Here is a 13,086-nt window from a genome sequence, read left to right on the forward strand (position 1 = left end):
GGCTAGTCTGGCCGTGGTCCGGCGGGTGTGTCTGGGTTGGTTGCGCCGGTCGCGGGGACGACCGCCGAACGGGTGGCCGGTCGAGCATTATGAATTCAACAGTTTCGCAGGACAACCGAGGGGAACAGAGCCTCATGTTTTCGTACTGGGTCATCAAATGGATATTGGTGGGCCCCTTGCTCAGGGTGATCGGCAGGCCGAAAGCAGTCAATCGCAGCGTCGTTCCGGTACAGGGACCAGTCATCCTGGCGGCCAACCACAGTTCGATCGGTGACTGGCTCTACCTGTCCCTAATGACCCAGCGGCAGATCCACTATCTGGCCAAGGAAGAGTACTTCGCCGGCCGTGGTGTGAAGGGCTGGTTGTCGAAGTTCGTCTGCACGGCGACCGGTCAGGTGCCGGTGGATCGGCGCGGCGGCGATCCGGCCGAGGCGGCGCTCGCAGCGGCCAAGGGCATCGTGGCTCAGGGCAAGGTGTGGGGCATCTTCCCGGAGGGCACCCGATCTCCGGACGGCAGGCTGTACAAGGGGCGGACCGGTGCCGCGCGCGTCGCACACGACACCGGCGTACCGGTCATCCCAGTCGCCATCCGCGGTGCGGAGATCGTCGCGCCCCGCAAGATGTTTCGGCTGACCATGACATCGTTGCGTCCGGTTCGGCTCATCTACGGCTCGCCGATCTACGTGGTCGACGGCAGCTCGCAAGGCATCCGGGCAGCCACGGACAAGATCATGAAGCAACTCACCACCATGACCGGTCTGGAGTACGTCGACGACTACGCCAGAAAAGGCACCAAAAGCGTTGCGCAGATATTGAAGAAAGCCAGCTGACCTACGCCAAGGGGGTAAGGGGATCGTATGCGGCCAATGCCGAGTTCGGCCCGAATCCGGACGACCGCGACCGCGCGTAGTGAACAAGTGATGCGCGCGTCCGTCACCGCCTTCGCCAGATCCGGCTTCGCCGCCATCAATACCGACGAGATCGCTCGGCTGGCCAGCACTCTCGGGGCTCGACGGGCGAGCCCAGGTACCAGCCGCGCGACGAACGAATGATGCGGTGACGGCGCCGGACCCTCGGCGGGACGAAACACAGTTTGGGTTGCGTCGTAGACGGTGGCACAGATTCAGCCCATCCCAAATTGCAGTTCGCCGCCGCATTCAATTTGACTTTAGATGACCGAATCCCGTTTCGACTGTCAACGTTCCCCATGAAAACCGCTGTTCAGCGGCGGTCCCATCTTTACAGTGCCCCGCCGGGAGCACTGGAGGGAACTGCATTCGTGCAGGTCAAACACGGTACTTGAAGTGTGAAGGATTTGCGTGCGCAAGAAACCCCCGGTCACGCGTCGCAGGTTCGAATCCTCGGGGGTTGCTGATAGCTAGCACCGCAGGTCAACGACCTGACCGAATGGCAGCATACCCCCGGAAGGGGGGCGATCCGGGCGCTCGGCGTTCCCCCCGCGAAACGGATCGCCGAAGCAGCGGCGCGGCCAACGCGTCTACGTTCGCCAGGGCGATGAGGCCCATCGCCAGAGAATTCGATATCCATCGCGACGGCCGTCCACTCGGTTGGCTGCCGCGGTCACACCGATGACGTTGTCCGGGTAGATGTTGTGCACGCGGCGTTCCATCGCTGTTGTGCGGCGGCGCTTTTCGTGCGGGCACTGCGTGCTGATGGCCGGATCGCCAGCAGGTGGTCTACGGTGGCGGTGTTGTCGGTGGCAGACGCGGACACCATTACCGTGAATGCGTGGTCCGCATCGGTGTTGGGCGGAATCACCAGCAGGACCAGTCGCCGGTCGAAGGTATCGAGCACCTCGATCGTGTGCACGGTGTGGTGGGGGTGTCCGTCGAGTTGCGTGGTCTGGCCGTCGATGACGAGATCGCCGGGCGCCGTGTCCCATTCGGCGAGATTGTAGGTCACTCGATGGACGGGTCCGAGCTGGATTGTCAAGGCGGCCAACATCAGTGGCAGCTCAGCGGCGAGGTCGTCGCTGTAGGGCCACCACGCTCCGTCGACGTAGCCTGTTTTGGCCGGGTTGGTTTTCAGTCGCAGTCGCGGTGTGGGTTCGGCGGGCGGGCTGTGGGCCACGGTGTCGGCGTGGATGTGCTGACGCGTCATATCCGATGCTCCTGTCTCGGCCGTGAATCGGCCGATTTTTCTCGAATCGGACAACGATGCACTCTCGAAGTGAGATCATGCGATATGTCGCCGATATATTGATCATACCGCACAGTCGGCCCCTTGCGCAGCGCCGATAGCGGCCCGCTGCCAGTGCTGGGGCACCCTCGACTGCCGCCGAGGCCGAAACACAGCACGACGGCCCGTAGAACGTGCGTGGGCGGGGTTCAGCGCCCGCCGGTCGATCGGCGCTTGTCGTCGCTGGTTGCGAGAAGTCCGCAGATCACTGCGCCGATCTCGGCGAGGGGGACGATGTAGTCGGCTGTTCCGGTCGCGACTGCCGCGTTCGGCATGCCGTCGAATGCTGCGGTGTGCGGGTCCTCGATGACGACGGTGCCGCCGCGCGATTTCAGTGCCTGCACGCCGAGGGCGCCGTCGCTGCCTGTGCCGGTGAGCACACAAGCGATCGCCCGCCACCCGTAGGTGCCGGCAACCGATTCGAAGAGCAGATCGGCCGACGGTCGCACGAAGTGGACCAGCTCGCTGGTCGTCAGCGCCAGCACACCTCCCGGTTCCACGAGTAGGTGGTGGTCGGGCGGAGCCACGTAGACGACACCGGGTTCGATCTGTTCCTGGTCGCTGGCGAGACGGACGGCCAGGGTTGTTCGGCGGGCAAGAATTCGGGCGAGGCTGGTGCGGCGGTGCCGATCAAGATGCTGGACAACGAGTACCGGCACCGGAAGATCCGGGCCGAACGCCGCCAGCAGCGTCCCCAGTGCCGGGATACCACCGGCCGAGGAAGCGACCGCGACCACGTCGTAACGCTCCGACGAGGACGGACCGGTCATCACGTCGCGAGCCTAACCCACGCCCACGCGCAGGGGCCGGCCTGGAGCCTCCTGTTCCGCTGTGCCGCAACCGGATGCGACCCCGGGTCACGAGGTAGCGGGGTGCCGCTCGCGGAGTACGACGACGCCGGGCTGCGGGGGCCTCCCGGTGAGCACGGGCGGCAAGGCCAGCCGGAGGATCTTCAGCCACACCGATCCGATCTGCCTGCTCAGCGGGCCGGTGTTGTAAGGCAGACCGTATTTCTCACACAGTGCGCGCACCTCGGGCGCGATCTCCGAATACCGGTTGGACGGCAGATCCGGGAACAGGTGGTGTTCGATCTGATGCGACAGATTGCCCGGCATGATGTGGAACAACCTGCCGCCGGTGATGTCGGCCGAGCCGAGTATCCGGCGCACGTACCACTCGCCGCGGGACTCGTCCGCAGCCTGTTCCTCGGTGAACGCCTGCACGCCGGACGGGAAGTGGCCGCAGAAAATGACCGAGAAGGCCCAGACGTTGCGGACGATATTCGCGGTGGCGTTCCCCGCCGGCGAACCGCCGGAGGCCAGTCCGCGCCGCTCGTCAGGCGCGCGCGGCCGGGTTCATCGGGGCCCTGGCGCCGCCTTCGGACTCCCATCGCTGTTCTGCGCAACTGATTTCCACGCCGACGTCGTCACGGTGCGCTGCGGCGAGGGCGAGCAAAGACTCGGCGGCCGAGGTGTTGTCGAGGTCGGCCGCTGCCGTCATGGCGGCGTGGGCCGAGTCGGGATCGGTACGTGGCGGGATGACCAGCAGTGCGAGGGCCGCGCCATCGAGCGCGAGGACATCGATGGTGTCGGCCGGTCGGTACCGGTATCCGTCGAGGCGCACCTGCCGGCCTCCGATCGCGGCTTTGCCGGGTGCCGGTGCCCAGGTGTCGAGGTGGTAGATCACGCGATGGATTGGCCCGAGCCGGGCGGTGAGCATCGCGAGCAGATCGGGAAGCTCGCCGACGAGGTCATTGCCGCGCGGCCACCAGGCGCCGTCGACGTGCCCGGTGTGGCGGGATTCGGGCGCGACTCGAAGCCGAGGGCTGTCGGCGAAGGTCTTGTGCCGTGCCGCGACGGCGGTGCTCGGTGATGTCATCGTGGACGCTCCTGTCTCGGCCGGGAACGATCGTGCCGGTCGTGGGACCGGACACCGGCCGGTTCTGGCACGGTGAAGGGGCGGTCGTCGACTGCCGGGTTCATTCCGAGGTAGTTGAGCGGTCCCACGACGATGGTGACTGCGATGAGTCCAGCGCCCGCACAGGTGGTCGGGGCACTGTTGTCACACGCGCGAAACCGACGAGTTCCGCGGCGACCAGGGTGACGAGCTCGATGCTGACGATCCCTCGGATCACTATGCCCCTCAAGTACATGCCGATCAGTCCCCGATGTCAACGCTGTAGAACGACGGTGCGAACCACGGAAGGAGTTCCCTCCGCGGTATCCGGTCCGGTGACGATCGGGGCTGGCCGAGAAGGCTCCGGCCGGAACCACACGGGCTGTCAACTACGTTTGTCTACAACGTAGCCGCGCCGTGTGTCGGCGGCCTATGCCGAGAGGACAACTGGTCGACGACAACGCGCGCTGGACCGAGTAAGGACAGAAGAATGGCAACGAAAACACCCTACGAGCGTCGGGTGACTAGCGTCCGCGATGCCATGCTGAAGTACTCGGAACTGGACGACAACGCCGCGACCGCACTCGCGGTGCACGTACTCGATACGATCCCCGAGAAAATTCGCTGAAACCACGGGATTCCGCGGGTGCCGACTTGGCGGCAGGATCTTCGGCCTGCCGCCCAGCCGGGCCCGAAGAGGTTACCCTCCCGCCAGAGACGCGAATATCCACCCGGACGAGAAACGCCGCCAGGACTCCAAGAGCGTGTACGAGATCGCCGACCGGGACAGCCCGCGCGGTTCTGGCAGCCGAGGCGCACCCCGGAGAACTCGCTGCCGCCGGGCCCACCGGCCGACGAAGAAACGGCGGAATGCAATCTGCCGCTCGCCCCCGGGTAGCGGCGAACGAGGTCATCGCTCGCGGTCGTACCCGCGTTCGCGTCGCAGCATCGCCTCGGCGAGAGCGTTCGTCGGCTGCTCGACGCCGCGCTCGAGGTCCGCTAACAGCTCTGCGCGTTCCGCCTCGCGCTGCCGCCGCTCGGCGTCGGCCTCGGCCACGTTGCGGGCAATCTTGGTGCGGTGCAACGCATGCTGGGCCTTCGTCACCGCCTCGTTGCGCAGTTTGGTCAGGTCGTATCGCTGTGCATTGGTGAAGTCACCGACGTGCAGCTCGTGGGCGAGTTGTTTGACCTGCTTGCCGAGTTCGATAGCGGCCTCGACGGAGTCCACGCGTGTCGCGGCGTCGATCGCCTCGAGGAATCTGTCTTCCAAACTGTCCATACCCGCCCCTGCGCTATATCGGCTTCCGACCGAAACAAGCGTAACCACAACCCTTCTCGCGGAGCGACAGAACCGTGGTCCTTCCTCGCGGTCACGGCGCTGAATGAGCCACTGGACTACCCGGCTGACCATGGCCGCTGCCGCGCTGCCTGCCGCTGCGCCGCCGGCGAGGACGGCGCGTTGCTCCCCGGCGCCGCGCCGAGGGCCAGGGAGAGCGCGGCACCGAGGGCGATGAGCAGGACGCAGGTGTGTACCACCGCCTTGCTGCTCGTCGCGAGGGTCGTGAACACGTGGTAGGCGAGTTCGACGCGACCGCTGCAGCGAACCCACCAACGTCTCCGCGGGCAGCGAGGACTGCCCGGTCCGGCTCCGCTGCGTCGGCTGCGCGCACTTCTCCACCGACGTCTCCTACCTGCCAGACCTGGAGGCATATCTGGCGGATCTGCTGCGCAGCCGCGAACGGCTGCGCGGTGTTTTCACCGCCGCCAACGACTGGGCCCGCGCCGAAGCAATGCCCTCGGACGAGGAGATCACCCGCATTCACCGACCGATCTCGCGCATCAACACCGACATCGACGACCTCTCCGCAGAGGACCGCGCCCGCATCGAGGACGCCGTCAGCGTCGTCCGCCGCGGCCGCAACAGCGTCGTCGGTCTCGGACTGCCGCGGGTCCGTCAACCGTTGCTCAACCTCCGCCCTGACAGGAACGCATAGCCTTATGCCCAACCCGATGATCCGAGGCCGCCAGGCTGATTCGGCCCGGCGCCACCAACGCGCGTGATCAAAGCACTCGACACCGCACGCACAGGCGGGGGTGAGCTCAGTGCTTCCGCGATCGCCCGCGCCGCGCGGTGCCGCAGAGGCGGCGTGGGACCGTGGGTGCTACTGTCACCGCTGCCACGTCTGCTTCTGGCCCGTCTCTCCGGTCCCCGGGGTGTCGGCCCGGTACCCGTTCTCGCCCATCGAATTCCGGTGGGTGGTATGGAACATCGGCGGCTACGCCCGCTCCTTCAACGCGGCATAACCTAACCGCCGCCGCACGGCACGGTACGAAACCCATGGTCACAACGCGAAATCGGCTTCGATCACCAGCTGACCACCCGAAAACCGCAGGTCGCCGCCGTTCCCATGTTCACAGTGCCCCGCCGGCGGCACAAACCTGCGACCCGCTGCATAGGAAGCTACACCGACATCCACGTACGCGAAAGCTACGCGGCAGCTTCCGAATCAGCCGCCAGTCGCAATCTCATTGGCACAGAGCACAGCAGACGCAGTCAGATGCCAGGAGGCAACGGCACCGAATTCTGTCGCCACCCAGGCAAAAATTACACTTCGAGCCCCCGGTCGACCGACCAGGGGCCTGCGACCAGCGAAAAGGCTAGTCCTTCTTCAACTGTTCGAAGATGCGTTTGCACTCCGGGCAGACCGGGGAGCCGGGCTTGGCCGAACGCGTGACGGGGAACACCTCGCCGCACAGTGCCACTACGTGGGTGCCCATGACCGCGCTCTCGGCGATCTTGTCCTTCTTCACGTAGTGGAAGTACTTCGGGATATCGCTGTCGGTCGACTCGTCGGTGGTCGTATCCGGACGCACTAGAGTGTCGGTACTCACGGGTCCATGATGCCAGCATCGCCGGATCCGGTCGCGCCGCAGTCCCGGATCGCCGGTCCGGTCGCCGCGAGCCCCGGTCACCCCGCCGCCTGCGCCCGCCGCCCCGTGTGCAATCGGTTGTGCGGAGTGGAACACTCGAGGTATGCAGCGTGACGGCGAATCCCCCGATGCCGAAGATCGCGACGATGAGGTTCGCCCCGAGTTCGAGATGCGTCCGCCCGGTTCGATCCCGCGTCCGTCGCGACGCTCCGAGGGCTACTTTCCCGGCGAGGATCGGCACCCCGCCCTGATCACCGAGGCCGCCCCGTCACTCGAGCAGCAGCATCGAGACCGGGTGCGCCGCTACACGGTCATCATGGCGTTCCGTATCCCGTGCCTGGTGCTGGCCGCGCTGGCGTACGGGCTGTGGGCCAATCCCTGGATTTCGCTGGCCATCATCGGCGTCTCGATTCCGCTGCCGTGGATCGCGGTGCTGATCGCCAACGACCGCCCGCCGCGCCGCAAGGACGAGCCCAGCCGCTGGGACGCCCGCCGCGCGGCCAAGGCCCTCGAATCAGGCGACCACCGCCCGATCGACGGCTGAGTCGCGGCGAACGAAGGCCGACATCACCGCCGCGCCGCCGCACAGGGCGCCCGCGAGATACCAGGCCAGGTCGTAGCTGCCCTGTAGGTCGCGGATGACGCCCGCACCCGTGGCGGCCAGCGCGGCCCCGACCTGGTGCGAGGCGAAGACCCAGCCGAAGGCGATCGGGCCGTCGTCGCCGAAGTGCTTGCGGCACAGCGCAACCGTCGGCGGCACGGTGGCGATCCAGTCCAGGCCGTAGAAGATGATGAACACCCACATGCTCGGCCGGGTGTCGGGCGCGAACAGGGCGGGCAGGATCAGCAGCGACAGACCGCGCAACGAGTAGTAGCCGACCAGCAGGTAGCGCGAGTCGACGCGGTCGGTCAGCCACCCGGAGGCGATGGTGCCGGCCACGTCGAAGACCCCGACGACCGCCAGCAGCCCGGCGGCGGTGGTCGGGGGCATGCCGTGATCGTGTGCGGCGCTGACGAAGTAGGTGCCGACGAGCCCGTTGGTGGTGGCCCCGCAGACCGCGAATCCCCCTGCCAGCAACCAGAACTGCGGCGTGCGCGCGGCCCGGAACAGTACCGTCACCGCGCGGGCCGCGCCGCCGGTCGCCCTGGTCCGCACCCCGGCCGAACTGCCCGGTTCGGCACCGTAGGCCCGCGCCCCGACGTCGCTCGGGAAGTCCCGGATGAACAGCAGCACCAGCGGCACCACCGCCAGCGCCGTCCCCGCCACCACCAGCGAGGGCAGCCGCCAGCCGTGCGCCTGTGCCAGCGCCGAGACCAGCGGCAGGAACACCAGCTGGCCGGTCGCCCCGGCCGCGGTGAGCACGCCGGTCACGAGCCCGCGGTGCCGCACGAACCAGCGCCCGGTGAGGGTGGCGACGAACGGCATCGACATCGCGCCCACCCCGATGCCCACCAGCAGGCCCCAGGTCGCCAGCAGCTGCCAGGACGCGGTCATGAACACCGTCAGGCCGCTGCCGGCCGCCACCAGCAGCAGCGCGCCGGCGACCACCCGGCGGATGCCGAAGCGGTCCATCAGCGCCGCCGCGAACGGCGAAATCAGCCCGTACAGCAGCACATTCAGCGATACCGCCGAACCGATGGTGCCGTGCGACCAGCCGAACTCCTCGTGCAGGGGATCCATCAGCACGCTGGGCACCGACCGGAATCCGGCCGCACCGATCAACGCCACGAAACCCGCGGCAGCCACCGGCCAGGCCGGATGCCATCGACGAAAGGTCTTGGCCCGCAGGTTGTCCGGAGTTCCGGTGGGTTCTCGCAGTTCGGTCACGACACGATCGTGCAGCACGTCCGGTTGCCAGACGAGTGGCCCGAATGCCACAATCCATCAAGATCTGGCCACACCGCGGAAGGGACCTGATGATCCGCTGGAACCGCATCTACATCGATCGGCCGGCCGATGTCTTCGAGGCGGCCATGGCCTTCTGGACCGCCGTGACCGGAACCCGGCTCTCCGAACCACACGGTGAACAGGGCGAATTCATCACCCTGCTGCCACCGCACGGCGACCCCTGCCTGCACGGCCAGCGCGTCGGGGGTCCCGGCGGCGCCCACCTGGATCTCGATGTCGACGATCTGGCCGCGGCCCGCCGCCGCGCGCTCGATCTCGGTGCCGTGGTCCTCGCCGACCGCGGCCACTTCTCGGCACTGCGCTCCCCGGCCGGTACGGCGTTCTGCCTGACCACCGGAGACGGCGAGCACGCGCCACCCCCGGTGCCCGCCCCCGACGGCACGCTCGGCCGCGTCGACCAGGTCTGCCTGGACATCGGCGCCGCCGGTTACGACCGCGAAGTCGAGTTCTGGGCGGCACTCACCGACTGGGAGGTGCGGCCCAGCGCCCGGCCCGAATTCGACCGCCTCGGGGTACCCGACCAGCTGCCCATCCGGATCCTGCTGCAGCGCAAGGACACCGACGAACCGGCCGCGGCCCACCCCGACGCCGCCTGCGCCGATATCGAAGCCACCGCGGCCTGGCACGAATCACTCGGAGCCCGCCGCATCTCCCGGGGCGCACACTGGCTGGTGATGCACGACCCGACCGGCGGCGTCTACTGCCTCACCGGCCGCGACCCGCACACCGGGCGGATGCCGTCGTGATCACACCACCCAGTGTGCCGGGCCACCGCCGCGCCGACCGGAAGTCCCGCTGTCACAGCGCATCCGGTCGTGGTGCGCATCCGGCGCCGGAGGGCGGCATTCCCGGCCGACGACCCGTTGCCGTCGAGCACGCTCCACACCGGCACCGGCACCGGCACCGGCACTGTGCCCGAGGCCGAATTCCCTTGGGCCACCGCGGGTTGCCGGGCCACCACCACGGCCGGATACTCCGTCGTTCCTCCGATCACCGTGGGTGACCGAACCGCCTCACGCCCGGCTCTCCGCTCGCCGGGGCCGGGGCCGGGGCCGGGGCCGGGGCCGGGGCCGGGGCCGGGGACACTATCGGTGGTGGGGACCCGGCGCGATACCCGTCTCTCCGCCGCCATCGCAGCTCGTACCGATCGCATCGCGGCCGGCACCGACCGCGCCGGGCGACAGCCCGGCACGGCAGAACAGGACGCGGCGTTTCACCGTCCGATACCACGGTCACGGCGGTGGTCATGGTGACCGCGGCGACCGTCCCGCACCGGGTGGCCGTGCTCGCGCTCGCGCCGGTCGTCGGGTTCGACATGACCATCCCGCCGACCGTGCTGGGCAACGCCGCCGCGGCCGACGGGACGAAGCTGTACGACGTGCGCATCTGCGGGCCGGACCTGTCACCGGTGCCGACGACGATGGGGTACGCCATCGTCCCGCAGGCCGGGCCGGAATGGTTCACCGCCGCCGACACGGTGATCGTGCCCGGCACCCAGATGCCCGGTCCCCGCCGGCGCGGGGAGCTGACGCCGGAGATCGCCGGCCTCCTGGCCTCGATCCGTCCCGGCGCCCGGATCGTGTCCATCTGCACGGGCGCCTTCGTCCTCGCCGCGGCGGGGTTGCTCGACGGTCGGCGCGCCACCACGCACTGGTCGTTCGCCGACGATTTCCGCGGACTGTTCCCGCACGTGCTGCTGGACGAGAACCTGCTGTTCGTCGAGGACGGAAACCTCTACACCTCAGCGGGTCTGGCCGCCGGCCTGGACCTGTGCCTGCACCTGCTGCGCAGCGACCACGGCAGCGAGATAGCCAACGACGCGGCGCGATACTGCGTCGTCCCGCCGTGGCGCGAGGGCGGCCAGTCACAGTTCATCGATCGCAACGTTCCCGACGAAGGATCCGACGGCACCGCCCCCACCCGCGCCTGGGCCCTGCGGCATCTCGACCACGCACTGGGCCTTGCCACCCTGTCGGCGCACGCCCGCATGAGCGTGCGCACCTTCACGCGCCGTTTCAAGGCCGAGACCGGCCTCGCGCCGGGCGCCTGGCTGCTACAGCAGCGCCTCCGCCACGCGCGGCACCTCCTGGAGGCCACCGACCTGCCGATCGACGAGGTCGCCCGCGCCTCGGGCCTGGGCACGGCCGCCTCCCTGCGCCACCACATGCGCACAGAGCTCGGCGTCCCGCCACTGTCCTACCGCAAGACCTTTCGGTCGAGACCGCGATCGACACGCAGCTGAGAGCACCGCTCCCCTCGGCACATCCGGCCGCCCGGACCGCCCGAACAACGGTGCCCCGGTATGGAATCCAGCACCTCGAGCCCGCACCGGCCGGACCGGACGCCTTCGACCGTGGGCCGCGGCGGGCGATGCGCGGTGGCGGTGGCAGAGTTCTCGTCCATGCCGACGAATCCGACACCAGCCGCGGTCCGGGGAGACGCCGACAGGAACCGCGCGGCGCCGGGCACAGGGTCCGCGCTCGCCGCGCTCGCCCCGGATCTGCGCGCGGCGCTGACCCGCGTCCGCTACGACGCCGAGACGCTGCTGGAGATCCTCGGCGACGACGTGCACGCCGCACTCGGCCGCTCGGAGCCGGTGCCGGTGCGCCGGGCCGCGCTCGACGCCGGGGAGGCGGGCACTCTGGTCCGCCTGTTCCTGCTCGGCGACCCGCTCCCGGAGCGCGCGGTGGCCGCCGCGCTCGCGCCCGTCGGCCTGGACCGCGCGTACGCCGCGGGCCTGCTCGACCGCGACGGAGACGACGTCCGCGCCGCCCTGGACCTGCGGCCGCTCGATCTCGGCGACGGCCCCCGCTGGGTGCTGTCGGACCTCGACGACGGCATGCGCCGGCGCACGCTGGCCCCCGACCATGTGCTCGGCGTCGGCCAGGCCTCGCTGTCGCTGCTGCGCGCCACCCCGGCCGCACCGGTCGGCTCGGTGCTGGATCTGGGCGTCGGATGCGGGGTGCAGGCCGTGCACGCCGCCGCCTACGCGCGCACGGTCACCGGCACCGACGTCAACCGGCGGGCCCTGTGGCTGGCCGACGCCACGGCCGCACTCAACGGGCTGGACATCGAACTGCTGGAGGGCTCCTGGTTCGAACCGGTCGCCGGGCGGCGATTCGACCAGGTCGTGGCCAATCCCCCGTTCGTGGTCGGCCCGGCCCGCGTCGAGCACACCTACCGCGACTCCGGCCTGGCCCTCGACGGCGCCAGCGCGCTGGTGGTCTCCGGCGCGCCCGAACGCCTGCGGCCCGGCGGCACCGCGGCCATGCTGGCGTCCTGGGCACACGTGGCCGGCGAGGACTGGCGCGGCCGGGTGTCGTCCTGGCTGCCCGAGCACGGCATCGAGGCCTGGATCGTGCAGCGCGACGTCGCCGATCCGGCCCTGTACGTCGGCACCTGGCTGCGCGACGCCGGACTGGATCCGCGCGACCCGCAGGCGCAGCGGCGGGCCGAGCGCTGGCTGGACGCGTTCGCGGCCGCGCAGGTGGAGGGCATCGGCTTCGGCTTCGTCTACCTGCGCGCCGTGGACGGGCCCACCGAGGTGCTCGCCGAGGATCTGACGCACGGTTTCGACGATCCGCTCGGCCCGGAGGCCACCGCGTACTTCGAACGCGCGGCCTGGCTACGGGCGGTCGCCGCGGACGAAAACCGTGCCTGGACAGCACGATTCGATGTCGATCCGGCCACCGCGCTGGAGCGCGTCGCGCTGCCCGGACCGGACGGCTGGGACGAACGCGTGCTCCGGCTGCACCGCGGCGACGGCCCCCGCTGGCAGCACGAGATCGACGACGTCGCCGCCGCCCTGCTGGCGGGAATGCGCGCGGACGGCCTGCCGTTGGAAGAGCTGGTCGAATTGCTGGCAATCGGCCACACCGGCACCACCGCCACACCCGAGTTCCGCGCCGCGGCCCTGGCAGTCACGGTCGGACTGGTGCGACACGGCCTGATCCGCCCCGCGTGAACCCCGGTTCGGGCCCGTCGGAGTAGACATCCGGCAACAAGTGGGCGCGCCGACGTTCCCGGTCGGTTCGCTTCTTAGGAACTTCTCAGACGGAGGAGGCGAAACTCGCAGCTCAGCTGCGGTTTACCGGGACAGTGGCGGGGAACTTTTCCAGTGTCGGGTCCGTTGTTCGTAGTGAGACACCACC

General features: G+C 69.1%; 13 protein-coding genes and 1 pseudogene. 7 read left to right on the forward strand and 7 right to left on the reverse strand.

What is annotated here, in order from left to right; genetic code table 11:
• Window positions 1-134 precede the first annotated feature (134 nt).
• Entirely contained in the window at window positions 135-830 is a 696-nt protein-coding gene (locus D892_RS0136770) for a 1-acyl-sn-glycerol-3-phosphate acyltransferase (protein ID WP_024806041.1), read from the forward strand.
• Window positions 831-1,581: 751 nt separating this feature from the next.
• Here D892_RS0136770 and D892_RS0136775 read toward each other — a convergent pair.
• The 4 genes and pseudogenes from D892_RS0136775 to D892_RS0136790 all read right to left on the reverse strand — a co-directional run bounded on the left by D892_RS0136775 (window position 1,582) and on the right by D892_RS0136790 (window position 4,077).
• Entirely contained in the window at window positions 1,582-2,121 is a 540-nt protein-coding gene (locus D892_RS0136775; protein ID WP_024806042.1) for a DUF5994 family protein, read from the reverse strand.
• A 227-nt stretch (window positions 2,122-2,348) separates the two neighbouring features.
• Complete coding sequence (locus D892_RS0136780; protein WP_024806043.1) at window positions 2,349-2,969, reverse strand: chemotaxis protein CheB; 621 nt, start codon at window positions 2,967-2,969, stop codon at window positions 2,349-2,351.
• 87 nt (window positions 2,970-3,056) lie between these two features.
• A pseudogene (locus tag D892_RS0136785) lies at window positions 3,057-3,500 on the reverse strand (fatty acid desaturase); the annotation flags it as partial.
• Between the two features lie 34 nt (window positions 3,501-3,534).
• A complete protein-coding gene (locus D892_RS0136790; RefSeq protein WP_024806045.1) occupies window positions 3,535-4,077 on the reverse strand; it encodes a DUF5994 family protein in 543 nt (180 codons plus the stop codon).
• 508 nt (window positions 4,078-4,585) lie between these two features.
• On the opposite strand from D892_RS0136790, the gene D892_RS48110 reads away from it, so the two are divergent.
• On the forward strand, window positions 4,586-4,723 hold the full coding sequence (locus tag D892_RS48110; RefSeq protein ID WP_198037084.1) for a DUF6307 family protein: 138 nt from the start codon (window positions 4,586-4,588) through the stop codon (window positions 4,721-4,723).
• A gap of 282 nt (window positions 4,724-5,005) precedes the next feature.
• Here the strand turns inward: D892_RS48110 and D892_RS0136800 are convergent, their stop codons facing one another.
• Complete coding sequence (locus tag D892_RS0136800) at window positions 5,006-5,374, reverse strand: hypothetical protein (protein WP_024806046.1); 369 nt, start codon at window positions 5,372-5,374, stop codon at window positions 5,006-5,008.
• Between the two features lie 511 nt (window positions 5,375-5,885).
• On the opposite strand from D892_RS0136800, the gene D892_RS44305 reads away from it, so the two are divergent.
• The gene (locus tag D892_RS44305; RefSeq protein WP_024806047.1) at window positions 5,886-6,089 is read left to right on the forward strand and encodes a hypothetical protein; all 204 of its coding nucleotides are present in this window, start codon (window positions 5,886-5,888) and stop codon (window positions 6,087-6,089) included.
• Between the two features lie 664 nt (window positions 6,090-6,753).
• Here the strand turns inward: D892_RS44305 and D892_RS0136820 are convergent.
• Window positions 6,754-6,987 (reverse strand): DUF3039 domain-containing protein, encoded by a 234-nt coding sequence (locus tag D892_RS0136820; protein WP_024806048.1) that lies wholly within the window; start codon window positions 6,985-6,987, stop codon window positions 6,754-6,756.
• A gap of 208 nt (window positions 6,988-7,195) precedes the next feature.
• On the opposite strand from D892_RS0136820, the gene D892_RS0136825 reads away from it, so the two are divergent.
• Window positions 7,196-7,570, forward strand: a complete 375-nt coding sequence (locus D892_RS0136825; protein ID WP_084161933.1) for a DUF3099 domain-containing protein — start codon at window positions 7,196-7,198, stop codon at window positions 7,568-7,570.
• On the opposite strand, the gene D892_RS0136830 is transcribed toward D892_RS0136825, so the two are convergent.
• Entirely contained in the window at window positions 7,541-8,854 is a 1,314-nt protein-coding gene (locus D892_RS0136830; RefSeq protein WP_024806050.1) for an MFS transporter, read from the reverse strand. The two genes, D892_RS0136825 and D892_RS0136830, sit on opposite strands and share 30 nt — an antisense overlap.
• 44 nt (window positions 8,855-8,898) lie before the next feature.
• On the opposite strand from D892_RS0136830, the gene D892_RS0136835 reads away from it, so the two are divergent.
• From D892_RS0136835 to D892_RS0136845, 3 genes are all read left to right on the forward strand, one after another.
• A complete protein-coding gene (locus tag D892_RS0136835; protein WP_232236254.1) occupies window positions 8,899-9,681 on the forward strand; it encodes a VOC family protein in 783 nt (260 codons plus the stop codon).
• A gap of 500 nt (window positions 9,682-10,181) precedes the next feature.
• On the forward strand, window positions 10,182-11,177 hold the full coding sequence (locus D892_RS0136840) for a GlxA family transcriptional regulator (RefSeq protein WP_024806052.1): 996 nt from the start codon (window positions 10,182-10,184) through the stop codon (window positions 11,175-11,177).
• 159 nt (window positions 11,178-11,336) lie between these two features.
• Window positions 11,337-12,899: a methyltransferase gene (locus D892_RS0136845; protein ID WP_084161936.1), complete on the forward strand. Its 1,563-nt coding sequence runs from the start codon at window positions 11,337-11,339 to the stop codon at window positions 12,897-12,899.
• Window positions 12,900-13,086 lie beyond the last annotated feature (187 nt).

Origin of the sequence: Nocardia sp. BMG51109 (assembly GCF_000526215.1) — a bacterium.
Taxonomy (GTDB): domain Bacteria; phylum Actinomycetota; class Actinomycetes; order Mycobacteriales; family Mycobacteriaceae; genus Nocardia.

Excerpts from the sequence above, each read along its gene's own strand:
- D892_RS0136770 (WP_024806041.1), top strand. The coding sequence starts at position 135 with ATGTTTTCGTACTGGGTCATCAAATGGATATTGGTGGGCCCCTTGCTC.
- D892_RS0136775 (WP_024806042.1), bottom strand. The coding sequence starts at position 2,121 with ATGACGCGTCAGCACATCCACGCCGACACCGTGGCCCACAGCCCGCCC.
- D892_RS0136780 (WP_024806043.1), bottom strand. The coding sequence starts at position 2,969 with ATGACCGGTCCGTCCTCGTCGGAGCGTTACGACGTGGTCGCGGTCGCT.
- D892_RS0136790 (WP_024806045.1), bottom strand. The coding sequence starts at position 4,077 with ATGACATCACCGAGCACCGCCGTCGCGGCACGGCACAAGACCTTCGCC.
- D892_RS48110 (WP_198037084.1), top strand. The coding sequence starts at position 4,586 with ATGGCAACGAAAACACCCTACGAGCGTCGGGTGACTAGCGTCCGCGAT.
- D892_RS0136800 (WP_024806046.1), bottom strand. The coding sequence starts at position 5,374 with ATGGACAGTTTGGAAGACAGATTCCTCGAGGCGATCGACGCCGCGACA.
- D892_RS44305 (WP_024806047.1), top strand. The coding sequence starts at position 5,886 with ATGCCCTCGGACGAGGAGATCACCCGCATTCACCGACCGATCTCGCGC.
- D892_RS0136825 (WP_084161933.1), top strand. The coding sequence starts at position 7,196 with ATGCGTCCGCCCGGTTCGATCCCGCGTCCGTCGCGACGCTCCGAGGGC.
- D892_RS0136835 (WP_232236254.1), top strand. The coding sequence starts at position 8,899 with ATGCCACAATCCATCAAGATCTGGCCACACCGCGGAAGGGACCTGATG.
- D892_RS0136840 (WP_024806052.1), top strand. The coding sequence starts at position 10,182 with ATGGTGACCGCGGCGACCGTCCCGCACCGGGTGGCCGTGCTCGCGCTC.
- D892_RS0136845 (WP_084161936.1), top strand. The coding sequence starts at position 11,337 with ATGCCGACGAATCCGACACCAGCCGCGGTCCGGGGAGACGCCGACAGG.